Origin of the sequence: Devosia polycyclovorans (assembly GCF_042181575.1) — a bacterium.
Classification (GTDB): domain Bacteria; phylum Pseudomonadota; class Alphaproteobacteria; order Rhizobiales; family Devosiaceae; genus Devosia; species Devosia polycyclovorans.
The window spans coordinates 1,547,154-1,573,893 of the sequence record NZ_CP170082.1; the positions used below are offsets into that span (position 1 = coordinate 1,547,154).

The 26,740-nt window shown below is 61.3% G+C and carries 20 protein-coding genes; 14 read left to right on the top strand and 6 right to left on the bottom strand.

What is annotated here, in order from left to right; translation table 11 throughout:
• The first annotated feature begins 90 nt into the window (after positions 1 to 90).
• The 11 genes from uraH to ACE4RL_RS07855 all read left to right on the top strand — a co-directional run bounded on the left by uraH (position 91) and on the right by ACE4RL_RS07855 (position 14,587).
• Positions 91 to 438 carry a hydroxyisourate hydrolase gene (uraH, locus tag ACE4RL_RS07805; RefSeq protein ID WP_375599935.1) on the top strand — a complete coding sequence of 116 codons (348 nt, stop codon included), beginning with the start codon at positions 91 to 93 and terminating at the stop codon, positions 436 to 438.
• Positions 439 to 441: 3 nt separating this feature from the next.
• Positions 442 to 1,908: a xanthine dehydrogenase small subunit gene (gene xdhA / locus ACE4RL_RS07810; protein WP_375599936.1), complete on the top strand. Its 1,467-nt coding sequence runs from the start codon at positions 442 to 444 to the stop codon at positions 1,906 to 1,908.
• Positions 1,908 to 4,232, top strand: a complete 2,325-nt coding sequence (gene xdhB, locus ACE4RL_RS07815) for a xanthine dehydrogenase molybdopterin binding subunit (protein ID WP_375599937.1) — start codon at positions 1,908 to 1,910, stop codon at positions 4,230 to 4,232. The genes xdhA and xdhB overlap by 1 nt, the downstream gene beginning before the upstream one ends.
• A 1-nt stretch (position 4,233) precedes the next feature.
• The gene (gene xdhC / locus ACE4RL_RS07820) at positions 4,234 to 5,094 is read left to right on the top strand and encodes a xanthine dehydrogenase accessory protein XdhC (protein WP_375599938.1); all 861 of its coding nucleotides are present in this window, start codon (positions 4,234 to 4,236) and stop codon (positions 5,092 to 5,094) included.
• Between the two features lies 1 nt (position 5,095).
• The gene (locus ACE4RL_RS07825; protein ID WP_375599939.1) at positions 5,096 to 6,610 is read left to right on the top strand and encodes an ABC transporter ATP-binding protein; all 1,515 of its coding nucleotides are present in this window, start codon (positions 5,096 to 5,098) and stop codon (positions 6,608 to 6,610) included.
• Positions 6,610 to 7,689: an ABC transporter permease gene (locus ACE4RL_RS07830; protein WP_375599940.1), complete on the top strand. Its 1,080-nt coding sequence runs from the start codon at positions 6,610 to 6,612 to the stop codon at positions 7,687 to 7,689. The genes ACE4RL_RS07825 and ACE4RL_RS07830 overlap by 1 nt, the downstream gene beginning before the upstream one ends.
• A gap of 2 nt (positions 7,690 to 7,691) precedes the next feature.
• Positions 7,692 to 8,615: an ABC transporter permease gene (locus ACE4RL_RS07835; RefSeq protein ID WP_375600253.1), complete on the top strand. Its 924-nt coding sequence runs from the start codon at positions 7,692 to 7,694 to the stop codon at positions 8,613 to 8,615.
• A gap of 55 nt (positions 8,616 to 8,670) precedes the next feature.
• The gene (locus ACE4RL_RS07840) at positions 8,671 to 9,756 is read left to right on the top strand and encodes a BMP family ABC transporter substrate-binding protein (RefSeq protein WP_375599941.1); all 1,086 of its coding nucleotides are present in this window, start codon (positions 8,671 to 8,673) and stop codon (positions 9,754 to 9,756) included.
• Positions 9,757 to 9,842: 86 nt separating this feature from the next.
• Positions 9,843 to 11,069, top strand: coding sequence for a urate hydroxylase PuuD (locus ACE4RL_RS07845; protein ID WP_375599942.1), 1,227 nt, complete (start codon positions 9,843 to 9,845; stop codon positions 11,067 to 11,069).
• On the top strand, positions 11,066 to 12,367 hold the full coding sequence (gene guaD / locus ACE4RL_RS07850; RefSeq protein ID WP_375599943.1) for a guanine deaminase: 1,302 nt from the start codon (positions 11,066 to 11,068) through the stop codon (positions 12,365 to 12,367). Before ACE4RL_RS07845 ends, guaD begins: the two co-directional genes overlap by 4 nt.
• A gap of 57 nt (positions 12,368 to 12,424) precedes the next feature.
• Entirely contained in the window at positions 12,425 to 14,587 is a 2,163-nt protein-coding gene (locus ACE4RL_RS07855; RefSeq protein WP_375599944.1) for a malate synthase G, read from the top strand.
• A gap of 37 nt (positions 14,588 to 14,624) precedes the next feature.
• Here the strand turns inward: ACE4RL_RS07855 and ACE4RL_RS07860 are convergent, their stop codons facing one another.
• From ACE4RL_RS07860 to ade, 3 genes are all read right to left on the bottom strand, one after another.
• Positions 14,625 to 16,286: a tannase/feruloyl esterase family alpha/beta hydrolase gene (locus ACE4RL_RS07860; protein WP_375599945.1), complete on the bottom strand. Its 1,662-nt coding sequence runs from the start codon at positions 16,284 to 16,286 to the stop codon at positions 14,625 to 14,627.
• Between the two features lie 166 nt (positions 16,287 to 16,452).
• Positions 16,453 to 18,078, bottom strand: coding sequence for a CocE/NonD family hydrolase (locus ACE4RL_RS07865; RefSeq protein WP_375599946.1), 1,626 nt, complete (start codon positions 18,076 to 18,078; stop codon positions 16,453 to 16,455).
• A gap of 4 nt (positions 18,079 to 18,082) precedes the next feature.
• Positions 18,083 to 19,792: an adenine deaminase gene (gene ade / locus ACE4RL_RS07870; protein ID WP_375599947.1), complete on the bottom strand. Its 1,710-nt coding sequence runs from the start codon at positions 19,790 to 19,792 to the stop codon at positions 18,083 to 18,085.
• 134 nt (positions 19,793 to 19,926) lie between these two features.
• On the opposite strand from ade, the gene ACE4RL_RS07875 reads away from it, so the two are divergent.
• Together ACE4RL_RS07875 and ACE4RL_RS07880 are read left to right on the top strand one after the other, a co-directional pair.
• The gene (locus ACE4RL_RS07875) at positions 19,927 to 20,088 is read left to right on the top strand and encodes a hypothetical protein (protein ID WP_375599948.1); all 162 of its coding nucleotides are present in this window, start codon (positions 19,927 to 19,929) and stop codon (positions 20,086 to 20,088) included.
• 89 nt (positions 20,089 to 20,177) lie between these two features.
• Entirely contained in the window at positions 20,178 to 20,669 is a 492-nt protein-coding gene (locus ACE4RL_RS07880) for an MgtC/SapB family protein (RefSeq protein WP_375599949.1), read from the top strand.
• A gap of 278 nt (positions 20,670 to 20,947) precedes the next feature.
• Here the strand turns inward: ACE4RL_RS07880 and ACE4RL_RS07885 are convergent, their stop codons facing one another.
• Positions 20,948 to 21,394, bottom strand: coding sequence for a hypothetical protein (locus tag ACE4RL_RS07885; protein ID WP_375599950.1), 447 nt, complete (start codon positions 21,392 to 21,394; stop codon positions 20,948 to 20,950).
• Between the two features lie 275 nt (positions 21,395 to 21,669).
• On the opposite strand from ACE4RL_RS07885, the gene ACE4RL_RS07890 reads away from it, so the two are divergent.
• Positions 21,670 to 23,442, top strand: a complete 1,773-nt coding sequence (locus ACE4RL_RS07890) for a hypothetical protein (protein WP_375599951.1) — start codon at positions 21,670 to 21,672, stop codon at positions 23,440 to 23,442.
• Between the two features lie 13 nt (positions 23,443 to 23,455).
• Here the strand turns inward: ACE4RL_RS07890 and murD are convergent, their stop codons facing one another.
• Together murD and ACE4RL_RS07900 are read right to left on the bottom strand one after the other, a co-directional pair.
• Complete coding sequence (gene murD, locus ACE4RL_RS07895) at positions 23,456 to 24,754, bottom strand: UDP-N-acetylmuramoyl-L-alanine--D-glutamate ligase (RefSeq protein WP_375599952.1); 1,299 nt, start codon at positions 24,752 to 24,754, stop codon at positions 23,456 to 23,458.
• Positions 24,744 to 26,270 carry a hypothetical protein gene (locus ACE4RL_RS07900; protein ID WP_375599953.1) on the bottom strand — a complete coding sequence of 509 codons (1,527 nt, stop codon included), beginning with the start codon at positions 26,268 to 26,270 and terminating at the stop codon, positions 24,744 to 24,746. Before ACE4RL_RS07900 ends, murD begins: the two co-directional genes overlap by 11 nt.
• Positions 26,271 to 26,740 lie beyond the last annotated feature (470 nt).

Below are 26,740 nucleotides of genomic sequence, written 5' to 3' on the forward strand. Positions count from 1 at the left end.
CCAAATGGCAGCATAATGCTCCCAATTTGAGAGTATCAAGAGCAAGTGCCCGTGCTATTGTGGTCTCGGGGAACGAATAGGAGCAGCAAGATGGGCGGAGCCCTCACCACCCATGTTCTGGACACCATGCATGGAACTCCGGCGCGTGGTATGCGGCTGGAACTGCACTATGTGCATGGGGATCATACCCACCATCTGCTCGACAGCTACACCAATGCCGATGGTCGGGTGGACCAGCCATTGCTGAGCGAGGAGTTTCAGCAAGGCGAGTACGAAATCCGCTTCCATGTCGGGCAATATTTCGAACGCATCGGGGCCGGGCCGGAAACGCCGTTCCTCGACGTTGTACCGATCCGCTTCACCATCTCCGAAGACAAGCACTACCACGTACCGCTGTTGGTCAGTCCCTTCGCCTATTCGACCTATCGGGGGAGTTGAGCCATGGTCGAGATCGCCAACGCCATCCGTTTCCTCCTCAATGGCGAGGAAGTTACCCTCACCGATGTGCCGCCCGATCTGACCCTGCTCGACTGGCTGCGGCTGGAACGCCGCCTGCGCGGCTCCAAGGAAGGTTGCGCCGAGGGCGATTGCGGCGCCTGCACGGTGCTGGTGGGGCGGCTCATGGGCGACGAGATCGTCTATGACTCGGTCACGGCCTGCATCCGTTTTGTCGGGAGCCTCCATGGCACGCATTTGGTGACCATTGAGCACCTGCGCGGCGAGAACGGACAGTTGCATCCGGTGCAGCAAGCCATGGTAGACCATCATGGTTCACAATGCGGCTTCTGCACGCCGGGCTTTGTCATGAGCCTTTATGGCCTCTGGATGCGTAATCCAGATCCGTCGCGCTCCGCCATCGAGAAGGCATTGCAGGGCAATCTTTGCCGCTGCACCGGTTACGCGCCGATCATTCGAGCGGGCGAAGCCATGGGGACCTATGGCCAGCCGCAGGGCGATCCACTCTGGGCCGAGCGCATCGCGGTTGCAGGCAAGCTCAAGGCGATCCATGACGGCCGCCGCGTCGAAATCGGCGAAGGCGACCGGCGCATCATCATTCCCGCTTCGCTCGATGATTTTGCTGCTCTCTACGAAGCTAATCCGGAAGCACGGATTGTCGCCGGGTCCACCGACGTGGGCCTGTGGGTCACAAAATTCATGCGCAATATCGGCCCGGTGATCTTCATCGGCCATTTGCAGGAACTCAAGCGCATCGCCGAGAATGCCAGCGAAGTGCGTTTTTATGCCGGCGTGTCCTATTCGGAAGCCCTGCCGGTCATTGCCGCCAGCTTCCCTGAACTCAATGAACTCTGGGATCGTATTGCGGGCGAGCAAATTCGCAACATGGGCACGATCGGCGGCAACATTGCCAATGGCTCGCCCATCGGCGACACGCCGCCACCCTTCATCGCGCTCGGCGCCAAGCTCGATCTCAGGCGTGGCGAACATCGCCGTGAGATCAAGCTGGAAGATTACTTCCTGGCCTATGGCGAGCAGGACCGGCAGCCGGGTGAGTTCGTGGAAAGCGTGACGGTCCCGCTGCTGCCGGCAGGCGAGAAATTCGCCACCTACAAAATCTCCAAGCGCCGCGAGGAGGATATTTCTGCGCTGTGCGGTGCCTTCCGCATCTTCGTCAATGACGCTGGCACCGTTGGCATGGCGCGCATCGCCTTTGGTGGCATGGCCGCCACGCCCAAGCGCGCCAAGGCCGTCGAGGCGGCACTGCTCGGCAAGCCCTGGACGAAGGAAACAATCGAAAACGTTTCGCCGCTCTTCGCGGAGGATTTCCAGCCGATTAGTGATATGCGCGCTTCGGCGCAGTATCGAATGCTGGCGGCGCAGAATCTGCTCAAGCGGTTTTTCCTTGAAACCTCGGGTCAAAGCGAGCGGCTCAAACGGGAGGTGGCGTGATGAACAAGCAGAGCGACATCTCTCTTGCGACATTGCATGCTCCAACGCGCCACGACAGCGGCCCCAAGCACGTCACCGGCACCGCCGAATATATCGACGACATGATCGAGCCTTTGGGCACGATGCATGCCTATCTGGGGCTTTCGACCCGGCCGCATGCCGAGATTGCCGGCATCGACCTTGAGGCAGTGCGGTCGGCGCCGGGGGTAATTGGTGTGCTAACGGCTGAAGATATTCCGGGCGAGAACGATGTCAGCCCGAGTCACAAGCACGACGAACCGATCTTTGCCGTCGACGAAGTGCAGTTCTGGGGGCAACCGCTTTTCGCGGTGATCGGAGAAACGCGGGACGCCGCGCGCCGGGCAGCGCAACTGGCCAGGATCGACTATCATGACAAACCCTGGATCCCCGATGTCCGGGCGGCGCAGGAAGTTGGTGGCAAGCTCGTCACCGAGCCTTTGAAACTGGAACGGGGCGAGGTCAATGGCGGACTTGCTGCCGCGTCACGCCGCGTAAAGGGGTCCATTGCCATTGGCGGGCAGGACCACTTTTACCTTGAAGGCCAAATTGCGCTTGCCGTGCCGGGCGAAGACGAAGACGTGACCGTCCATTCCTCGACACAGCATCCGAGCGAAGTGCAGCTGATGGTCGCGCAGGTGCTGGGCATCCGGCACAGTGCAGTGACCGTCAATGTGCGGCGCATGGGCGGCGGCTTTGGCGGCAAGGAAACTCAGGGCAATCTCTTCGCTGCCGTTGCGGCGCTGGCGGCCAAGAAGTGGAACCGGGCCTGCAAGATCCGCCCGGATCGTGACGACGACATGCAAGCCACGGGCAAACGCCATGACTTTGTTGTCGATTACGACGTAGGCTATGACGAGAACGGCAAAATTCTCGCGGTTGACGCCGTTTACGGGGCGCGCGGCGGCTTTTCGTCTGACCTTACCGGGCCGGTGACCGACCGTGCCCTGTTCCACGCCGACAATGCATATTGGTACCCGGCAGTCCGTGTCAGGTCCGAACCACTTTATACCAATACCGTCTCCAACACCGCGTTCCGCGGCTTCGGCGGGCCACAAGGAATGATGGCCTGTGAGCGCTGGGTGGAAGAGATTGCCTATGCGCTGGGCAAGGACCCGCTCGATATCCGCAAGGCCAATTTCTATGGCACAGACACCGACAATGTGACGCCCTATCATCAGGTGGTGGAGGACAACATCGTTCATCGCGTGGTCGATGAGTTGGAAGCGTCCTCGGACTACAAGACCCGGCGCAAGGCGATCCTTGAGTTCAACGCGTCCAGCACCGTACTCAAGAAGGGCATTGCCCTGACACCCGTCAAATTCGGCATCTCGTTCACCGCCACCTGGTACAATCAGGCCGGCGCCCTGGTCCATGTGTACAAGGATGGTTCGATCCATCTGAGCCACGGCGGCACGGAGATGGGGCAGGGGCTCTATGTCAAAGTGGCCCAGGTTGTGGCCGAAGCCTTCGGGGTCAACCTCGACACCGTCAAGATCATGGCGACCTCGACCGGCAAGGTGCCGAATACCTCGGCGACTGCGGCTTCGTCCGGTTCAGACCTCAACGGCATGGCTGCCTGGGACGCCTGCGAACAGATTAAAACTCGAATGCTGGCCCATGCCGCCAAGCTCTACGACGCCGATGAGGCCGATTGCCGTTGGGTGACCGGCGGTCTCGATGTCGGAGAGAAGCACATTCCCTTCGCCGAGCTGGCTGCTTCGGCCTATATGAACCGGGTGCAGCTTTCGGCTGCGGGCTTTTACAAGACCCCGAAAATACACTGGGATCGCGCCACCGGTCGCGGGCATCCCTTTTACTATTTCGCGTATGGCGCCTCGGTCAGCGAAGTCACCATCGATACCCTCACGGGCGAATACACTGTCGACCGCGTCGATATTCTGCATGACGTCGGCAAGTCGCTGAATCCGGCAGTCGATCTGGGGCAAATCGAAGGCGGGTTCATTCAGGGCATGGGCTGGCTCACCACCGAAGAGCTTGTTTGGGACGACAAAGGGCAGCTTCGCACCCATGCGCCGTCTACCTACAAGATTCCCCTGGCCTCCGATGTGCCGCCGGTTTTCAACGTCAAGATCGCCGAATGGTCGGTCAACCGCGAACCAACAATTGGCCGATCCAAGGCAGTGGGCGAACCGCCCTTCATGCTGGCGATCAGCGTGGTCGAGGCGCTCGGCATGGCCGTGGCCAGCGTCGCCAACTACCGTCACGCACCCCAGCTCGATACCCCGGTCACGCCCGAGCGGGTGTTGATGGGGGTTGAGCGCCTGAAGAGCCTGGGTACCTGACATGATGACCCCAGCCGCGCTCGAAGCCTTTTTCGCCGCCAATCCCGAAGCGATTGCCTGCGAATTGACTTCGGTCCGTGGCTCTTCGCCGCGCGAGCAGGGAACGTTCATGTTGGTAGGCCAGGACGCCATCCTGGGCACTATCGGTGGCGGCGCGCTCGAATACATGGTCATCGATCACGCGCGCCGTCTGATCGCTCAGGACCGCGCCGAGGAAGAGATGGAGGTGCCACTGGGGCCCGAAATCGGGCAATGCTGCGGCGGCAGGGTCAAGGTCTCACTGCTTCGGGCCGACACTGAATTGCGACGCAACCTTCTGGTGCGATTGACAAAAGACTTCACGACACTGCCTCACGTCTATATCTTCGGCGCCGGGCATGTGGGGCGCGTGCTCGCGCAAATCCTGTCGCTCCTGCCGGTCAAACTTGAAGTCATCGACACGCGGCAGGAGGAGCTGGATGCGTTGCCGGCCGGCATTCCTCATCGACGGGTGGCCATGCCGGAGGCGGTGGTGCGGTCTGCACCAGTGGGCAGCGCCTATGTGATCCTGACCCACGATCACGCGCTTGATTTCCTTATCGCAAGGGAAGCCCTGGCCCGCGCCGACAGCCCTTATGTCGGCATGGTGGGGTCAAAGACCAAGCGTGCCAAGTTTGCGAGTTGGTATGCCGACCAGGGTGACGACCTTGCGGCGCTGTCCCGGCTGACCTTACCAATTGGCGGGCAAGGGCTTGGGGATAAACGGCCTTCAGTCATTGCGGCACTGGCGGCGGCTGAAATTTTGGTCCACATTGGGGAAAGGGAAGTTTCAGTCGGGCAGGTGTCCACCCCCAATCATGCGGGGGTGACGAGTGGATTTTGATATGCCCAACCGGCTCGAGTTGAGCGGCATCACCAAGCAGTTTCCCGGCGTATTGGCCAATGATCATGTGTCGTTTGCCGTCAAGCCGGGTGAGATTCACGCTCTGTTGGGCGAGAACGGTGCGGGCAAGTCCACCCTGGTCAAGATGATCTACGGCATCATGCAGCCTGATAGCGGAGAAATCCGCTGGAATGGCCAGCCGGTGATCGTGCCCAATCCAAAGGCGGCGCGCCGGCTCGGCATCGGCATGGTGTTCCAGCATTTTTCGCTGTTCGAAGCGCTGACCGTGCTGGAGAACATTGCTCTGGGTATGGATGCGAAGATCCCTTCGCGTGAGCTGGAAGCGCGGATACGCGAGGTCATGCACACCTATGGCCTGACCCTGGACCCGCACCGCACCGTGGCGACGCTCTCGGTAGGTGAACAGCAGCGGATCGAAATCGTTCGCGCCCTGCTGCTCAACCCAAAGCTCCTGATCATGGACGAGCCGACTTCGGTGCTTACGCCGCAGGAGGTCGATCAGCTCTTCACGGTGTTACGGCAATTGGCCAGCGAGGGTTGCTCAATCCTCTACATCTCCCACAAACTGCATGAAATCAAAGCCTTGTGCGACACGGCTACCATTCTGCGCGGCGGCAAGCTCGTCGACACATGCAATCCCAAGGAAGAAACCAGCCGCTCCATGGCCGAAAAGATGATCGGCGCGGGGCTCAAGGACATCGTCAAGCCAGAGGGACGCAGTTTTGGAGAGCCGAGGCTGGTGGTGAACGGGTTGACCACCAGCAAGACTGGTCATTTCGAAGTGCCGGTGGACAATGTCAGCTTCACCGTGCATTCGGGGGAAATCCTGGGCATCGCTGGGGTTGCCGGCAATGGGCAGAATGCCTTGCTTGATGCGCTTTCGGGCGAGGTCAAGGGCGATGAGCGCGATGCCATCAGCATCGATGGGCTCGGTATCGGGCTGATGGACACCACCGAGCGTCGCAGGCACGGTCTGTGCGCGGTGCCCGAAGAGCGCAATGGCCATGCAGCCGTGGGTGATTTCAGCCTGTCGGACAATTCAGTGCTGACAGCCCGTGACCGTTTGGGCATGGTGGTCATGGGGCTGATCAACTCGGGCGCCGCCAAGACCTATACTGGCCGCGTGATTGCCGATTTTGCGGTCAAAGCGCTTGGTCCGGCGGCGACGGCCGGTTCGCTTTCGGGCGGAAATCTCCAAAAGTACATCATGGGCAGGGAAATCCTGCAAAAGCCGACGGTGCTGGTGGTCAGCCAGCCGACCTGGGGTGTCGATGCCGGGGCGGCGGCCGCAATACACCAGGCGCTGGTCGATTTGGCTGCGGCCGGGTCGGCCATCGTGGTCATCAGCCAGGATCTGGATGAGTTGCGGGCGCTCAGTGATACGCTTGCGGTGATCAATCTGGGACGGCTGAGCGAAAGCCGGCCGATCGGCGACTTCAGCGTTGAGGAAATCGGACTGCTGATGGGTGGTGTGCATGGCGAGGAGGCAGCCTGATGCAGTACCGCCTGGAAAAACGCCGCGAACCGTCACGCTTCATGCTCTACGCCACCCCGGTGGCGGCGGTCGCCCTGACAATGGTCATCGGCGCCATCATCTTTTCCGCCATCGGGTTTAACGGCATAGGTGCGGTGCGGGAGATCTTCCTGACGCCGCTAACGAATGCCTATAAGTGGCAGGATCTGGGCGTCAAAGCCGCCCCGCTAATCATCATCGGCGTGGGGCTGTCCATCGCCTATCGTGCCAATGTCTGGAATATTGGTGCTGAGGGCCAGTACATCATGGGCGGGCTCGCCGCGACCTGGGTGGCGCTTGCCAGCCACGGCATGGGCGGCTGGTGGACCTTGCCGGTGATGATGATTGCAGGCGTTCTCGGTGGGGCAGCCTATGCCGCGATCCCCGCGCTGCTCAAGACCCGGCTCAACGTCAATGAAATCCTCACTTCGCTGATGCTGACTTATGCGTCAGTGCAGCTGATCTACTATCTCGTCCGCGCGCCCTGGAAAGATCCGATGGGCATGGGATTTCCGCAGACGCGGCGTTTCGCCAGCGAGGCACTGCTGCCCAACATCATTCCTGGCACCATCGTGCATGCTGGGGTGCCCATCGCCATCATCGTGGCGCTGATAGCCTGGTTCATCATGTCGCGCTCGGTATTCGGCTACCAGATGCGTGTTGTGGGCGCGGCACCGCATGCGGCGCGCTATGGCGGCTTCTCGGAAAACAAGACCATATGGCTGGCACTGCTGGTCAGCGGAGGCCTGGCGGGGTTTGCCGGGATGCTTGAGGTCGCCGGCCCGTTCCAGCGCATGGTGCCGGGCTTTCCCACCAATTATGGCTTCACCGCCATCATCGTTGCCTTCCTGGGGCGGCTCAATCCGTTCGGCGTGATCTTTGCCGGTATCGTCATGGCGATAACCTTTGTTGGCGGCGAGGTGGCGCAGACCACGATTGGCCTCTCCAATTCGGCCACCGGTGTTTTCCAGGCCATGATGCTGTTCTTCCTGCTCGCCGGGGACATTCTGGTCCGCTATCGCATCAAGCGGGTCGTGCCCCAGCCGGAGGCGCGCGCATGAGCCTGGAACTCACCATCGCCATTATTGTCACCGTTGTGGGTGCATCAACGCCGATACTGATTGCAGCACTGGGCGAACTGGTGGTCGAGAAATCCGGTGTGCTCAATCTGGGCGTGGAAGGGATGATGCTGGTCGGGGCCATCACCGGCTTTGTCATCGTCTTTGCGACGGGCAACCACTATCTCGCCATTCTGCTGGCAGCGGCGGCCGGGGTGGCGACGTCCATGATCTTCGGCTTCCTGACCCTTAGCCTTTCTGCCAATCAGACCGCGACAGGCTTGGCTCTTACCATATTTGGCACCGGTTTTTCCGCGCTGGCAGGGCAGGGCTATTCGGCGCGCCCGGTTACCCTGCTGGGCCCGCTGTTTCCCGCCGAGCTGGCAACTCACCCCTTGTGGCGCGTGCTGTTCGGCTATTCGGCTCTGGTTTATTTCGCCTTTGCGATGGTCCTTGCCGTCTGGTGGTTTCTCAGAAAGACCCGGGCAGGCCTGATCCTGCGGGCAGTTGGCGAGAATGACCAGTCGGCCCATTCAATCGGCTATTCGGTAGTCGGCGTGCGCTATGCCGCGGTGGCCTTTGGCGGGGCCATGGCGGGCATCGCTGGCGCATGCTTCCCGCTGCTCTTGACCCCCCAATGGGCCGAACGCATGACTGCCGGGCGCGGGTGGATCGCGGTTGCGCTGGTGGTTTTTGCCAGCTGGAAGCCGTTCCGCCTGTTGGCCGGAGCGTACCTTTTCGGCCTGGTCATGACCATGGAACTCTACGCCAAGGCAGGTGGCGGACCCTTGTCCGCAATCCCGGCCGAACTCTGGGCGGCCATGCCCTATCTTGCCACCGTCGTGGTGCTGGTGCTGATATCAATTCGCCGCGACGCCTCTACCAATGCTCCGGCCTGTCTCGGCAGGCCGTTCTTGCCCAGTAATTGAGACGGCGCAAAACGACCGTTTCGATGAACAATGGACGTCATTCAGGAGAGAACAGATGACCCTCAACCGTCGTAACCTGCTCAAGATCGGTGGTGCCGCTGCGGCTCTTCCGCTGCTGGGCTCCAAGGCCTTTGCCCAGACCGAGCCGCTCAAGGTCGGCTTTGTCCTGGTTGGCACCATCAACGACAATGGCTGGAACTATGCCCATAATCAGGGCCGGCTCTATCTCGAAGAGCAGCTCGGCGATGCGGTCGAGACCGTCTATGTGGAGAACGTGCCGGAAGGCCCGGACTGCGAGCGCGTACTGCGTGAACTGGCCCAGCAGGGCTGCAAACTGATCTTCGCCACCAGCTTCGGCTTCGGCGATTCGGTGATCAAGGTTGCCGAACAGTTCCCAGACATCACCTTCGAGCACGCCACAGGATATATGCGCTCGGCCAATGTCGGCACCTACAATGCGCGCTTCCATGAAGGCCGTGCCGTTTGCGGCACCATTGCCGGCCATCTCTCCAAGACCGGCAAGGCGGGCTATATCGGCTCGTTCCCGATCCCGGAAGTGGTGATGGGCATCAATTCCTTCGTGCTCGCCGCCCGCAAGGTGAATCCCGAATTCACCATCACCCCGGTCTATATCTCGACCTGGAACGACCCGGCCAAGGAAGCCGACGCTGCCCGCGCCATGATCGACCAGGGCATTGACATCATCACCCAGCACACCGACGGTCCGGCTGCCCTGCAGGTCGCCGAAGAGCGCGGCATTGTGGGTGGTTTCGGCCAGGGCGCCGATATGAGCGCCTTCGCCCCCAAGGCCCAGCTGACCTCGATCATCGACAACTGGGGTCCGCACTATGTCAAGACCGCCCAAGCAGTGATCGACGGCACCTGGGAGAGCAAGGATAGCTGGCCAGGTCTCAAGGAAGGCGAAGTGCAGATCGGGCCCTATAACGAGTCCATCCCGGCTGACGTCGTTGCCGCCGCCGAAGCGGTCAAGAATGGCCAGATCGATGGTTCGTTCAACATCTTCACCGGCCCGATCAACGACCATACTGGTGCCGAGAAGGTGCCGGCTGGCGTGACTCTGACAGATGCCGAACTGCTCAGCATGGACTGGTATGTCGAAGGCGTCATTCCGCCGGCCTGATAGGCACTGGTTGCGAAATGAGGGGGCGGGCGCACGCCCGCCCTTTTTGCGTCTCCCTGAGGGGAAAAGACAGGACGGAGACAGAGATGGGCGATCTGGCAGTATTTTATGAATGGGCGATGTTTGCAGCGCGCTGGCTGCATGTCGTGACAGCCATCGCCTGGATCGGCTCGTCCTTCTACTTCATCGCTCTTGATCTGGGTCTCAGGAAACCCCCCAGCCTGCCGCCGCTCGCCCATGGCGAGGAATGGCAGGTGCATGGGGGTGGTTTCTATCACATCCAGAAATATCTGGTGGCGCCCGAATTCCTGCCCGAGCACCTGACCTGGTTCAAATGGGAGAGTTACGCCACTTGGTTGAGCGGCGCGATACTGCTGGTGTTGCTCTATTACGTTGGGGCCGACCTGTTCCTAGTTGACCGCAATGTGCTCGACGTACCGAGCTGGGTGGCGATCCTGTTGTCCGCAGGCTCGATCGTGCTGGGCTGGCTGCTCTATGATGCGCTTTGCAAATCCCCCATCGGGAAGTCGACCACGGGCCTGATGCTGGTGCTGTTCGTCATTCTGGTGGCGATGAGCTGGGGTTACACACAGCTCTTCACCGGCCGCGCGGCGATGCTGCATATGGGCGCCTTCACCGCCACCATCATGACCGCAAACGTGGCCATGATCATCATCCCCAACCAGCGGATCGTGGTAGCGGATCTCAAGGCAGGGCGGGTGCCAGATGCCAAGTATGGCAAAATCGCCAAGCAGCGAAGCCTGCATAACAACTACCTGACGCTGCCGGTCGTCTTCTTCATGCTCTCGAGCCACTATCCCCTGGCCTTCGCCACGCAGTGGAACTGGATCATCGCGTCGCTGATCTTTCTGGTTGGCGTCGTCGTCCGCCATTATTTCAACACCCGCCATGCGCGGAAGGGCAACCCGCACTGGACTTGGGGCGTGGCCGTTGTGCTGATGCTGATCATCGCCTGGCTGTCGACGTCGCCAAGACTGCCTGAAGCAGAGAGCGAAACGCTGGTCACCGCAACCGGCGCGCGCTTTATGGCCACCGAGCATTTTGCCTCCGCCAGCCTTGCAGTGCAAACGCGCTGCGCCATGTGCCATACGGCCGAACCGGTTTGGGAAGGCGTCTATCAGGCGCCCAAGAACCTCATTCTTGATAATGACATTGCCATCGCCAATCACGCGCATGAAATCGCCATTCAGGCTGGTTGGAGCCATGCCATGCCGCCGGGCAATGTCACCGAAATGACCGGCGCCGAGCGGGCCCTGCTGGTCGAATGGTACCGTGAAGGGTCTGGATCATGACCCGGACAATTCTGCGGGGGCGTGTGCTCAGTTTCAATCGGGCGCCCCAGTCCATCGATGACGCTGAGAGCTATCTGTATCTGGACGACGGATCTGTCACCCTTGAGAACGGCATTGTTGTCGCTGTTGGGGATTTTGCGGGGACCAATACGGCAGGCGCCGTCATCATCGATCACCGCCCAAACCTGATCATGCCCGGGTTCATCGACCTGCATCTGCATTATGTACAGAGCCAGATGATGGCTTCCTATGCCGGCTCACTGCTGGAATGGCTGAACACCTACACCTTTGTGGAGGAACAGAAGTTCGCCCAGCAGGGTCATGCCGATGCTGTGGCGGTGGATTTCTATGACGCGCTGATCCGGCATGGCACGACAACGGCCGTGGCCTATTGTTCGAGCCATCCGCGCTCGGTCGATGCGTTCTTTGCCGAAGCGCAGCGCCGCAACATGCTGATGGTCGGCGGCAAGGTGTTGATGGATCGCAATGCACCGGAGGGGCTCTGCGATACGGCTCAGTCTGGCTATGACGACACCACGGCGCTGATTGCCCGGTGGCATGGGCGTGGCCGAGCGCTTTACGCCATCTCGCCGCGGTTTGCCATTACCTCGTCGCCCGAGCAAATGGAGATGGCCAGCGCCCTCGTGGCCGAGCATCCCGAGTGCTACGTTCAGACGCATGTGAGCGAGAACGACGCCGAGATCGCCTACTCCATGGCGCTCTATCCAGGCTCCAAGGACTATACGGGGATCTATGAGGATTATGCGCTTCTGGGCCCCAAGACGCTTCTGGGGCACTGCATCCATCTCAACCATCGCGAGACGCGTGTGCTGGCCGAGACCGGGGCCGTGGCCGTGTTCTGCCCGACCTCGAACCTGTTCCTGGGCTCAGGCCTGTTCGATTGGGAGCGGCTTGTGAACAATGGCGTCCGCGTGGGGATCGCCACCGATATCGGCGGGGGAACAAGCCTCTCCATGCTGCGCACGCTCGATGAGGGCTATAAGGTCCTGCAATTGCGCGGGCAGAGGCTCAATCCATTCGCCTCGTTCCACATGGCCACGCGCGGTAACGCCGAAGCGCTAGGCCTTGGTGACACCATTGGTTCCATCGAACCGGGGCATGCTGCCGATCTGATCGTGCTCGATGCCAGTGCAACTCCCACCATGCGCATGCGGTCGGCGAGCGTGCAGACTTTGGCCGAAGAGCTCTTCCTGCTCCAGACAATGGGCGACGACCGCGCCATTGTCGAAGTCTATGTCGCCGGCGCAAGGGCGAAGTCCACTTTGGTCGGGTTGTGAAGCAGGGCCGCAATGGCCTACACCTTCATCACAATTGCGATTGGAGAGCCTTCCACCATGAGTGACTATCTGACCAAATCCGGCCTGTCCGTGCATTCCCTCCTCGTGGAGTTCGTCGAGAAAGAGGTGCTGCCGGGGCTGGCTGTAGCGGCGGATCAGTTCTGGGATGGCTTTGCGAGCCTCGTGCGCGAGCATGCGACGACCAATGCGAAGTTGCTCGCCAAGCGCGACGATATCCAAGCCAAGATTGATGAGTGGCACCGCAAATACGGGCCGGTGGCCAATAATGCGCAGGGCTATGAGTTCTTCCTCAAGGAGATCGGCTACCTGGTTCCCGAGCCGGAGGATTTCACTATTGAGACCGAAGGGCTCGACCCGGAGATATCCAGCATATGCGGTCCGCAGCTGGTGGTGCCGGTCTCTAATGCCCGTTATGCGCTAAACGCCGCCAATGCCCGCTGGGGCAGCCTCTATGACGCGCTCTATGGCACCGATGTCATCAGTCGCGAGGGCGACCTTGCACCTGGCAAGAGTTACAATCCGAGCCGCGGCGCGGCGGTCGTGGCGCGGGCGGCGCAGTTTCTCGATGAAACTTTCCCCGTCACCACAGGCAGTCATGCCGACGTCACCGCCTATGTGGTGGCTGAGCAGGGCGGACTTGCCAATCTCGTCATCGACACCAAGGCGGGACCGGCTGTGCTCAAGGATGCCTCGGCCTTTGTCGGCTATGCCAGCAAGGGCGAAACGGCCGAAATCGTGCTGCGGCACAATGGTTTGCATGCCGTGTTGGTCATCGACAAGTCGAGCCCCATTGGCGCGACGCATGCGGCAGGGCTGGCCGACGTGATCGTCGAGGCCGCGCTGACCACGATCCAGGACTGCGAAGACTCGGTCGCGGCGGTGGATGCCGAGGACAAGGTCGGTGTCTATCGCAACTGGCTGGGGCTGATGCAGGGCAATCTCGAAGACACTTTCGAGAAGGGCGGCCAGACCGTCACGCGCAAACTCAAGGCGGATCGGACCTACAAGGGCGTCGACGGCGAAGAACTGGTGCTCAAGGGCCGCTCGCTGCTCCTGGTGCGCAATGTGGGACACCTAATGACGACCGACGCTGTGCTGCTCGATGGCAAGCCGATTGGGGAAGGCCTGATGGATGCTGCCGTCACAGCGCTCTGCGCCATGCACGATAAAGGCGCCAATTCGCGCAATGGTGCGATCTATGTGGTCAAACCAAAGATGCATGGCCCTGAGGAAGTGGCTTTTGCCTGCACCGTCTTTGCCTCAGTCGAGGGTTTTCTGGGCCTCAAGCCCAATACGATCAAGATCGGCATCATGGATGAGGAGCGTCGCACCTCGGCCAACCTCAAGGCGGCGATCTACGAGGCGCGGCATCGCGTTTTCTTCATCAATACTGGCTTCCTGGACCGCACTGGCGACGAAATCCACACCTCGATGGAAGCGGGCCCGGTGCTGCGCAAGGACGAGATCAAGTCGGAAAAATGGATCAACTCCTATGAAGACCGCAATGTGCTGATCGGGCTTGCCTGCGGGTTCTCGGGCAAGGCGCAGATCGGAAAGGGTATGTGGGCGCGGCCAGATGACATGGCGGCCATGATGGACGCCAAGATCGGCCATCCCAATGCCGGCGCCAACACTGCCTGGGTTCCGTCGCCGACGGCGGCAACGTTGCATGCGTTGCATTATCATCAGGTGGACGTGTTCGAGGCCCAGAAACGCCGACACAATCAGGCGCTGCCGGGGCTGTTCGACCTGTTCTCGATGCCGGTGCAGGCGCCCTATTCGCTCAGCCGCGAAGAGATTACCCGCGAACTGGAAAACAATGCGCAGGGCATTCTGGGTTATGTGGTGCGCTGGGTGCAGCAGGGGGTTGGCTGTTCCAAGGTCCCCGATATCAATGACGTCGGGCTGATGGAAGACCGTGCGACCTGCCGCATTTCGAGCCAGGCGGTGGCCAACTGGTTGCGGCATGGCCTAGTCAGCCGCGACGAAGTCACTTCGGTATTCGAGCGCATGGCAGGCGTGGTGGACCAGCAGAACGCCGGTGATCCGCTGTATCGGCCGATGGCCGAAAACTTCCAGTCCGTGGCCTTCCAGGCGGCGCTGGATCTGGCGCTCCATGGCGCCGACCAGCCCTCGGGCTATACCGAGCCGCTGCTGCATGCAGCGCGCCGCAAGGTGAAGGCCCGGGACTCCCGGTAAAATTGGCAAGGCCCCGCCAGTGGCGGGGCCTTTTAGCTTATTGGCAGACAAAGCTGTCGTGGTCCTTCTCGTCACCGCCCTGATAGCGGGCAATGGCAGGATAGGGGCAGAGCTTGCGCGTAGCGTCGGCAAGCTCGGGCAGATAGGGGTTGTCGGGGGTTGTGGTGGCAACCAGATAGTCCGGCTGCTTGCCGTTCTCGACCCAATCGACCAGGGCGTCGAAAGCGGCGAACTTGTCGGTTGCCGGCCCGCCAAAGCCATGGTTCATCCCCGGCACGGTGTAGAACATGACGAAGTCCTCGGCATTGCCGCCATTGTTGGCGTCGAGCTTTTCGTACCAGTCAATGGTATCCAGGGCCGAGAAGACCGGATCGCTCATGCCATGGAAAACGATCATCTTGCCCCCGGCTTCGCGGAAGTCGGCCATCTCGGGGTCCTCGACATCTGTCGGGGTCATGAACTCCATCGGAGATTCGGGGAACTCGGCGGTGCTGGCGTCGATGGTGACGTCGGTATCGAAATCAAATTCGAGCAGGTAGTTCACCAGTGAGTCAGGATCGCCTCCGACGTCCTGCGGCGGGTTGGAGAAGACCATGGCCAGAGACGAAGCCCCCAAAGTTGCGATCCGCGGCAGGTTGTTCATGCGCTCCGAACCGCTATTGAGCTTCCAGGCTGTCCAGCCGCGACCTTCAATTCCACGGTCCCAGGCCCAATCCGAATAGAGTTCTTCCCCAGCAGAATTGACCGGACCGGCATGAATCCGACGAAGTGCTTCCACCTGCGCTGACGTGAGGCAGTTGTTCGAGGCTTCGCCACAGGTGAGCGAGGAAATATCAAATGTCTGCTGACAGGACGGGCTATCGGCGACGATGCCATCGGCCAGCCCATCGAGATCGTCGCAGGCCTGCAGCACCGCATCGGCAACAAGCTTGAGATCGTCCGGGCTGAACGCCTGGGTCACGTCATCGGACACCGCCTTAAAGCTCTGGATATCCCAGGCGTGCTGAACGGCCGCCTTGGGCAGGTTCAGGCCAGGGTAGCCGGCGAGAATGCCATCAAAGGCCTCGGGAGAACGCGTCGCCTGGACCAGGCCATGGCGACCGCCATTGGAGGTTCCAACGCCGTAGCTGTAGGCGATCTCAGTCCCGTAGTAGTCTTCCACGATCTGGGTTGCCACCGGATTGAGCTTCATCACGGCGCTGTAGCCGTAGTCACTTCGGGCTTCCGGGTCGAAACCGAACTTGGTGCCTCCGGCAAAGCCTGCGTCCGGGTGGGCGGAGCCGTCGTGCCCGGCATCGCTTGAGACCACTGCGTACTTGCGGGACAGTGCGTTGTCGCTGTCATCCGCGTTGAGCAACGGTCCCATGGCGGGGACCACCCGGCCATCATTGCCGCCGTTGAACTGGTGCACGAAGCGTCCGTTCCAGTCATCGGGCAGGCGCAATTCGAAGCTGATCTTGTAGGTGTTGCCGTCGGCGCCGTTCCGTTCGGCCACATGGCCGGACACTAGGCAATGGGCAGCGGGCGATGTTTCGCCTACGGGCTCGGCGCTGGCCGAGGCGATCACAAGGCCTTCGATGCCAAAATCGTGTGTCGTAAGGTCGGCGCAATTCAGCGTCTCGGCGTAGGCGGAACCCGCCCAACTTGTCGCTAGCAATATCGTGGCCGCTGCCACGGTGTTCTTCCATTGCAGTCGCATCTCATCCTCCTCCGTTGAGCATCAAGCTGCGACTCAAATTGTTATGCACGATAACTAAATTGGCAATAGGCAATCTGGCTTTGCCTAACAGGTCGCAAAATCGCCGCTTTGCGGGACATTACTCAGGGAATTCGGCGGTTTAACCGCGGGGAAGCGATCGCCCGGTTCAGTTCAATGTGTATTCCGGCAGCGTAATGCTCACGGCGGATCGCGTGATCTCGATGTCGTTGGAGACCATGGCTGTCGCAACGCTGATCGGCTCACCGGTCCCCAGATTGCGTGCATAACGCGGATGGGCGCCCGAGGTGATGATGAGCCGGATCCGGTGTCCCGGACGGAATGTGTGGGCAGTGGCGTGTAGCGGGATGGTCAATTGCGGTGTGCCATCCGGTTGCGATGACGCAGGCGTGAGGCGGGCCAGACCGTCGCAGATATTCCGCGACACGCCGTCCGGTCCCACATCGTTGAGACGCACGAAAACGTCAACATGCGGCCGGCTGGAGCGGAGGATGACGTTGACCGTGCACTGCCCAATGACAGTCGTTTCGCGGGTCAGTACACGGCTTGTGTAGGTCAGCACGTCGCGTCGGGCCTCCAGCACGGCGTTGTCCACAGGCCCGGCACCCGTGAAGGCAAAGATGGCGCCGCCCAAATTGGGTGTTGGATCAGCCGGATCATAGCGATACCGGTCGACGCCGGCTGCACGTTTGCCAGTATCAGAAAGAGTGCCGGGGGCGGACACAAACCAGGTGTGTGGCGCTGGCGGGCCGGGCGGGTAGGTGTCAAATTCGTGCCATTCGTCGCGCCCCGAGACATGAATGCGCACGGGCCGCTGCCGCAGGCCCGACTTGTCGCCCATCAGCCAGGCGCGCATCCAAACCAGGGTTTCCCGCAAGTTGTCGCGCTGCAGCTCCTCGGCGACGTGAAACCAGGTTCCAATGGTCAGATAGGGCCGATGCCCGAGCGAAACCAGCTTTTGATAGTCCTCAAGCAGGGGGTCGAGCATGAAATCATACCAGCCGGAAATGAAGTGGACCGGTGGCGTCCGCTTGCTCAGACGGTGCCGGTGGTCCAGGTCGGCCCAGAATGCGTCATTGCCGATAGCGTGCTCAAACCAGTGGCGCCAGAACCCGACCTTGTGGCGGACCGCCACCTTGTCGGCCTCGATCAAGGGCAGCGTGGCCGCCGCCTTTTCCGTGCGGCGCTCAATATCGCCGGAAAACATGCGCGCGGCGGTGGCGAGTGGATTGTTGCGCAGCCCTTCAATCACCTGCACCCAACTCAGCCAGAGATTGAGGTGAAAGGCGCCTGAGGGGAAGACCACGGGCCGGAAGTCTGCCGTTGTCACCTTGGTGGCCATGGCAGCGGTACTGGGCAAGGCATCGCTAATCGCCCATTGCGCATAACCCAGATAGCTGGGGCCTGTCAGGCCGATGCGGCCATCATACCAGGGCTGTTGCTGGATCCAGTTCAGGGTGGCTAGCCCATCGGCGCGTTCATTTGCGAATGGGTCAAAGGCCCCTCCCGATTTTTCGGTACCGCGGCAAGCCTGGATAACCACGTGAAACCCACGTTCGGCATAGGCTTCGGCAATTCCACCAAAGCCGCGCCGTCCATAGGGGAGCCGCATCAGTATCGTGGGATGCGGGCCCTTGGTGTCCGGCGCGTAGTGGTCCGTCTTGAGATTAACCCCGTCATCCATGACCAGAGACAGTCCGCGATGCTTGCGCACGCCATTGAGCCGCGGCGGCAGGTCCTCTACCCAAGCCAGATAAAGCGAGGACAGGCTCATTGGATCAGTTCACGAAGTCGAACTTGTCGACATCGAAAAGACCGCGATCGGTCATCTTCAGATGTGGAATGACGGGCAGCGCCAGGAACGCGACCTGCAGGAAGGGTTCGGGCAAGACGCAGCCGAGAGCCTTGGCGGCGTCACGCAAATGATGGAGATCGTGCGCCACCTCCTCGAAGCTCTTCAGGCTCATTAATCCTGCAATGGGCAGAGCCAGTTCCGCGGTTACCTTGCCGCCGTCGGCGACGGCGAACCCGCCACCCAACTCGATCAGGCGATTGACTGCCACGGCCATATCCTCGTCGGTGGCACCGACCACGGTGATATTGTGGCTGTCGTGCCCCACAGATGAGGCTATGGCACCGCGCTTCAAGCCAAAGCCGGTGACAAAGGATCGGCCGATATTGCCATTCTTGCCATGCCGCTCGATGACGGCGACCTTGATGATGTCGGCCTCAAGATCGGGCTGCAGGCCCTGGTGCGTGGTTGCGAGGCTCGCTTCCTCTCGGAAGGTTAAGATAAGGCCAGGCCTGACCCCGATGACCGGCACGCGGTTTTGGCCCGTCCTGGGCTCGGTGACGAAGGCATTCGAGGTAACCGGCTTGGCCTTCATTGATGTCAGGCCGACGGGTGCAACGGTCTTGCGCGTGTCGAAGAGCTCGGGTGTGACCAGGCGCCCGGCACAGATGACGTCCGATACGCTGCAGTCTTCCAGGCGATCGAGAATGGCGATGTCGGCGCGCCAGCCGGGGGCGACGAGGCCGCGATCCTTTAAACCAAAGATGCGTGCAGCCGAGTGACTCGCCGCGCGATAGACATGGTGCAGCGGACGCCCCTTGGCGATAAGGCGCCGGATAGAGCTGTCCAGATGACCCTCTTCGGCAATGTCGAGGGGATTGCGGTCATCGGTGCACAGCGCCACAAAGCTTGAACTGTCTTCGTCGAGAATTTCAGCCAATGCCTCGAGATCCTTGGACACCGAGCCCTCGCGAATGAGTATGGCCATGCCCTTGGCCAGTTTCTCCCGAGCTTCTGCGGCACTGGTGGCCTCGTGATCGGTGCGGATGCCGGCGGCCAGATAGCCGTTGAGTTCCGTGCCGCGCAACAGCGGCGCATGGCCATCGATGTGCCCGTCCTGGAACGCCGCCAGCTTGGCAAGAATGCCCGGATCGGCATTAAGCACACCGGGGAAGTTCATCATCTCGGCCAGGCCCACCACCTTGGGGTGATCGCGAAAGGGCAGAAGGTCGCCAATTTCGAGCTGTGCACCGGCCGTTTCGAAGGGCGTCGCCGGGACGCAGGACGATAGATTGACCCGCACATCCATTATGGTGCGATCGGCACTATCGAGAAAATAGCGGATGCCTTCGGCGCCCAGCACATTGGCGATTTCGTGGGGATCGCAGAGCACTGTGGTGACGCCATGGGGCAGCACGCAGCGATCGAACTCCAATGGGGTGACGAGCGAAGATTCGATATGCAGATGCGTGTCGATAAAGCCTGGCACGGCAAAGCGACCCGTGCCGTCGATGGTCGATGTCCCCTCGTAGGAAGCATGGGTGCCGACAATGCGGTCGGCGACGATGGCAATATCGGTTGCCGTTATCTTGCCGGTGATGACGTCCAGCAGGCCGATATTGCGGATGACGAGGTCGGCCGGTGCCTTGCCCTGTCCGGCCATGATCATGCGGGCGAGCAGGGCAGGGTTGGTCATGGTCTTGTTCTCATTGCTGTTCATGCTGAAGGGTTCACCGCGCGGCCTGCGTCGTCAAGTCTCTGTGAGCGGCGGGCAGGGAACTGCCTTACGTGGCGTTCGTTGATCTAATTGAAGAGACAAAGGAGCGTCACATGGAAACCTATGATCCGGACAAGAACACCACCGAAGTGCGTCAGGCTAATCCACGCAAGATGAATTTGCGTGTGCTGGTCGCCTCGCTTGTGGGCATCGTGGTCCTGTTTGCCATCATCTACCTGGTCTATGGCATGATGCAGCCGGCGCCTGCGAACTAGTTCGAGCGCTTGCGAGCCAATGCAGAGAGGGAACCGCCTGGGGAGATGGTGGGTTGTGACGGAAGCGTCACATCTGCGGATCAGGTTTTATGGATATCGGCAATGCCCTTGGCTGGGTTGACAGCTATCTCCCCGCACACATCATCGCAATCCGCCTCGGCATTGCCGCGCTGCTAGGCGCGCTTATAGGGTTCGAGCGCGAAGTCAACACGGCCGAGGCTGGGCTGCGGACACATATTCTGGTGTCGGTCGCGGCTGCGCTGTTCACCATTCTGACCTTTGAGATTTTCCACACCATCCAGGGCGCCAGTCAGACAAATCCAGACCCCATCCGTGCGGTGGAAGCGGTAACCGCGGGGATCGCCTTCCTAGGTGCTGGTGCCATTTTCCGAAGTGGCGCGGGGGTGCAAGGCCTCACGACCGGAGCGGGTATGTGGCTGGCCGGCGCGGTGGGTGTTGCAACGTCACTTGGCTATTATCTGATTGCCGCTGGGACAGCCTTGCTGGCCGTGCTGGTCATGGCCGCGCTGCGTGCTTTTGCCCACCACATTATCGGTGAAAAAGACCGGCCGAGAGACTGAGGGCCGCGGGGAGAAGCAACAGGCGTGCCGACAAGCGCTGAGGGACATGCGCCCCGGCTATTTGCTTCTCCCCCCGTACGGACATGGCCGGGAGGTGCCATATCCGCGCCCGTGCGCCTGATCCACAAAAGGCAAGGACCGCGCATGAGGGTCAGCGGTGGTGCAGACCGCCGACCTTTTCAGGCGGCGGAGAGGATGCTTGGGAATGCATGCAGATCCGGGGACCAGCGTGCAGCATCACTCTCCGCCTCTAGGCATGTAACCTGTGGACGCAGGAGTCACATGCCAACCGCATCCAGGCGTTGATTGCGCGCCCAGAAACTGACAATGGCAGCCGCCTCGTGCCGATAGGCTTCGAGTTCGGCTTGCCGGAAAAACACCGCTGCTGCACCTGCTTCATGCAGAGCCTGGCGGCCGGCCCGGTCGGTGGTCTGCGTCATGACGGCCAAGGGGATACCCTTTTGCCGGAGCAGAGCCTGGTTGCGGACGACAAATTCAAGATTTGCGTCGCTATAGGCCTTAAGGTCGACGATCACGAGGCCGGGCCATTCGCGATCGACATCGGCGAGACGCTGGCCGAGAAATGCCTCGCCAGCCGCAATCGAGCCGAAATGCCGGATCTGCGGCGCCCCATGGGAGAGCAGCATCCGGGTCAGCAGATGGGCGGAATGCCCGTCATCATCGATCAAGGCGATGAAAGGCAGATCGTTGGATACCTCGTTCAAGCAGTCACCTCGTCCCCCGCCGCGGGGCGTTACACAACAAAACCTCCACTGTTCGAGCGCTGCGGAGCGCTCGGCAGATCGAGTATTCGATTTGTAAAACTGGCCGGCGGGGCCTGACCGCCTGGCACTGATGTCGAGAAAGTGACTTCGACCGGGCGGCGTATGACCGATGTGATCGTGTTCAGGGAGGCAAAAACGGGTAAAACGGGGGTGATGCAGCCTTGTAATTTACATGTAAAGGCTCACAATACCCAGCGTAGGCGGGAGGTTGTGCCTTGGAGGCGGATCCGGATCAAGCGGGGGTAAATCGGGCTCTTATCCGCCTGCTCGACTGGCCCGAGATTGCGCGCTCGCCGCTACTGGCCCGCTTCCTGTCGTATATCGTCGAGCGGCAGTTGGCTGGCGAAGGCCAGAATATCAAGGCCTATTCGATCGCGGTAGATGTTTTTGGTCGATCGCCGGACTTTGATCCGCAGGCCGATCCGATCGTCCGTGTACAGGCCCGGCGGCTGCGATCCCTGCTCGATGAGTATTATCGCGGCCCCGGCGCCGATGACGAAATACAGATCCAGCTGCCGATCGGGCGCTATGTCCCGCATTTCGTTTCGAGGGAGCCCCCAGCCGCGGCCGCTCGCGCCGAAGTCGCTTCTTCGCCTGCTGCACCGGAGGAGGAGGAGGCTCAGTTCGAAGCGCCGACCAAGGCCGCACGGGGCCATGTCACGGTCTCATGGTTTGTTCTCGTGGTCCTTTCCCTCGGCGTTGTTGCTCTGGTCTATGCGCTCTCAACGATGGGACAGCGGCAGGAGCGCGAGGCGGCACGCGCTGCGCCATTCGAGCTTCCAGCAGTGAGGGTGATGGAGTTTCAGAACCTGGTGGAAGACCCCATCATAACCCCCACATTGTCTGCCCTGGCCGTGGAACTGGTCACCGATTTCGGGCCCATGCTGACTGTCGATGCCTTTCTCGGAGGACGAGCTGGTGGAGACGGCGCGTTGGAGCGGCAGGCGGACTACATGCTGAGCGGGGTCATCCGCGCCCGGCCGGCGGATATGGGCAGGTTCGAGGTTAGCGCGGTGCTTACCGATCTCTCGTCCAATTCAATCGTGTGGAACTGGTCTTCACTGATCGGGCCAGAGCAATTGAAAAGTCGGGGAGGCATCGAGACGCTGGCGCAAGACGTGGTGCTGAATCTGGGGGGTGTTCGTGGTCCTCTGCATGCCCAAGCGCGGGACTTTGTGCGGCGGACCGATCTTGCAGGGCGGGAAAACTTCTACCTGTGTGGTGTTCTCTTTGTTCTGTATCGAACCACGCCTACGGTCGGATTGGCCGAGCGGGTGCGCAATTGCGCGGAGGGGTTGCCTGAAGACGAGCAGCGCAGCGGCAATGTGATAGCGGGGCTGGCCAGCCTGCTCGCCGAGGGTCATGGCGGGGATGTCGGCGCGGTGCTGTTGCGTGAAGATCGCCTGGCGATGGCGGATGAACGTATGGCCCAGGCGCTTGCTGCCGATCCCACCAGCAGTTTTGTTTGGGAGCAGCGGGCGCGGCTGGACGAAAAGATGGGCCAGCACGAGATGGCCGAGGCGGCCTATGGGACGGCGCGACAGATCAATCCGGCCAATATCGATGCGATAGCCTCCCATGCCCGTCATCTTGCCCTGATCGGCCGGCTCGATACAGCCATCGTTGCGGCGCAGCGCGCTATCCAGGCAGTGCCGCAGACCCAGATACCGGACTGGTACTATTGCGCTCCGGCTCTTGCGGCGCTCGACGGGGGGGACCTGCGCAATGCGCGGACATATGCCGAGCGTTGCGCGCGGGTGGATACCGAGTTGGGGGCGGTGCTGGCCCTGCTGGTGGCGGTCGAACAGGATGAGGCGGCGGCAATGGACCGGCAATTGTCCCGCGTGCTCGAAGTGCCCTCATTCCGGCGCAATGGCATCATGTCCCGCATGGCCGAGCGGGCGACCGACGATGATCTCCTGGGGCGCATGGAAGCCGGGCTGAGTAGCGCCGGGGTGCCGGAAGCGGCGATGTATTCGGGCTACTGAGCAATGTCTGTGGCTAGGCACCCTGGCCGAACCGGCTCTTGCACAGATCGACAAAGCGGTGCCCGCGTTCCTCGAAATTCTTGAACTGGTTATAGGATGGCGCGCCGGGCGAGAGGATGAGCGTGTCGAACAGCTCGCGCCTTCCAGCCAAGGCCGTGATCGCCTGCTCAAGATCGGCGCACTGGAGGACAGCGATCTCCGGCGCCCGGGATTGGGTCGCCTGGGCAAGACGAAAGCCAGTGACCGGGAGCGTGGCCAGCACATGGACGCCCCGCCGGGCCAGCAGGCCGGCGAGTTCGGCATAGTCCTGTTCGCGTTCGTGCCCTCCGGCAATCAAGGCAATCCGGCGTCCCGGATATGCCGCCAGGGCCGCCTTGGTCGCCTCTGGCGTTGTCGAAATGGAGTCATTGACGATGGTCAGGTCGCCGATGCGATGCTCTTCGAGGCGATGGGGCAAGGGGCGGAAGGCGGCGATGCCCTGCATGATGCCATCGATTGTGCCGCCAACGCCCAGCGTAATCTGGGCGGCGAGCAGGGCATTGTCGAGATTGTGCGCGCCGCGCAGGCGCGAGCGGGCCACGGCGTTCTCAATGGCCAGATTGGTTGCGGCGTCCAGTTCGGGCAGAAGCCGGCGATGATCGCGCACGGCGCGTGCGACCAAGGCATTTCCCTTGGCGGCGGCGCCCAGCGCCACGGCAAAGCCGCCGTCCCGATCAATCAGGTGCAGCTTGTCGGCATAATAGCGTTCCACCGAGCCGTGCCAGTCGACATGCTCGGGATAGAGATTGGTCAGCGCCGCGACGTCGGGCAAGAAATTCATGTCGGCGGTCTGATAGCTCGAGAGTTCGAAGATCACGACGGCATGCTTGTCGGCAATTTCGAGCGGGGCCAGGCCCACATTACCCGCCAGACCCGCATCGATGCCCGAGCGGGTGAGCATGAGGTGGGTGAGCGTTGCGGTGGTCGACTTGCCCTTGGTGCCGGTGATGGCAATAACCGTCCGGTCCTGCCGGAAACTGGCGCCCCAGAGATTGAGGTTGGAGGTGACCGGAATTGTCGCGTTCCGTGCCGTTTCGAAGATGGGCTTGTAGCGCGAAACGCCGGGGCTCTTGATGATGAGGCCAAAGCGGCGCGCGGCGATGGCGGCGGGCAGGTCCGTGGCGGCAATCAGTTCGGTTTCGGGAATATCGGCAGTGCCGCTATCGACTGTGACATAGACCTTGAGGTCGGGCTGTCTCGCCTTGAGAAAAGCTCGCGAGGACAGCGCCTCGCGCCCGGCGCCGTAGAGCAGGACGGGTTCGTCAAACCGCATAGGCAGCCACCTTGGCGGCGAGGGCCGGGGGGATATGGTGGTCGTGGCTGTCGGTGAGGCATTCGGCCATGGCGCGCTGCAGCTTTTCCTCGCCATATTGGGCAAACAAATCCGCCTTGATGGCGCGCACAATGGCGTCCTCATGCCAATCGGCGTGGCGGGTAAGGGTGTAGAAGCAGGCCGCGGCCTCGAGGATTTCGCCAACGCATTCCCAGGGCTTCTGGCCAGTCAGGCCCGCCAGCTCGCGGAAGGACTGTTCATTGGCCGGATCGTCGAGCAGGTTGCGGCCGAATATCCGCAGCATGCGGTCCTTGGCCATGAAGGGCGCGAAAATCAGGAAGACGAAATGGCATTTGGGGCATTCGCCGCACCAGAGCGGGCCATCATTGCCATTGAGGCGGAAATTGCGATTGCAGCTCGAAAAGTCCGCGTCGAACTTGGTTTCCTTGGTGAAGAGCGAGGCGATGCGCGCTTCCGAATAGGGGCGCAGCAAAGAGAAATACTTCAGCGCGCCGCCCGTGGCATTGGCCAAGGTGTCGGCGATCAGCAGTTCGAAGCCGAGCGATTTGGAATATTGGTGATTGGTCTCGCGCCCGTCGAACATGACATTTCCTTCGCTGGCGGAGCGCTCGTTGGAGAGCACGATCTGGTTGTAGCCGAACAGCAGGGCACAGAGGGATGCGATCATCGAATTGATGGCGGTGGAGGGCACGTGGCCGTTGTAGTAGCCGGTCTCCTGCCCGAGGCGGATCATTTCCGGGTCGAGCGTGCGGATGACATAAAGCGGCGGCGTGCCTATGGCCTCGACCGAGGTGAGGATCGGCCCCTTGGGGTTGACCGCAAAGGGCGTGAAGGCCTCATTGGTATGGGTCAGCAGATCAACGCTAACCAGGGAATCCTTGCCCCCGCCAATGGGCAGCAAGGTGCGGCTGGGCAGGTCTGGGGTCGCGGGATGTCCTGCCGTGTCCTCAGGCGCAGTCAGCTCAAGCTTGCCAAAACGTGACAATTCGTTGCGGGCATAGAACTCCCCTAGGCCATTCTCATAGACATCGATGATGAAGGCGTGCTCGGCGGGGGTCAGCGCGATGTCTGGCGAACGAATGGCGAAGGGCGCGCGTAGCTTGAAATAGGACACGCCAAGGACCAGCGCGGTCAGGCCGAGCAGCTTCTTGAAGGAAGCCGAAGCCGCCATCTCGGCGCTGGCGCCCGCGGGCAGGGTCAGCACTTCAACGAAGTTCAGATCGTTGAGCGTATAGGGAAAGCGCGCTTCGCCTGTGTCGGGGTCGAAGGAGGGGCTTTCGATGCGGAAGAACTCGGTCACGGGCAACTCGCTGGCTTTGATCGACATATAGGTGATTTGCGCGCGTGGTGGGAGTGTGGCGGTGAGGATGAAATGCTGCCTGAGGCCATCGCGCCGATCGACCAGATTGTCAGCGAGTTCCTGCCGATCGAGGAACAGGTCTTTGCCTGCCGAGTTTGGCCGGCGCTCGACTGCCCCGGCGCGGCGACATGCCACCCGCCATTCGAGCCTTGTTCCCTCACATCGCACCACTGGCGCGATGTGCCCTTCGTGACGCTCCAAGCTCGTTATGGCCTTCGTGACTTGTGCGGCTCCCACCGGAGCTACCCATCCGCGCCGCGGATCGTCTGCGAAGTCACCTAAAATCTCCCCAGCGGGGAGATTTTGCCCTTCGGGCATGGGTCGACGCCGCCCGGCCCTTCGGCTTGCGGTTGCACGGTAACGAACGGCCAGCGGCCCAAAAAAGCGAACGTTCAAGTGCAAGAGCCACTGGCCGTTCGTCACGGAAACACGGATTTTCCACGGGTCCGGATTCAGGCGGTACCGTTCTTGCAGGTCCGGCTGCCGAGCTTCTACCCGCGTAAAGAGGCGCCCCTCTTCCCGGCCTCCCCATCCGGCCCTGCGTCGGGGCCGCGTGTGTGACGGGGATGGGGGGAGGATAAGGGAGGAATTTGGCCCGGGGATAT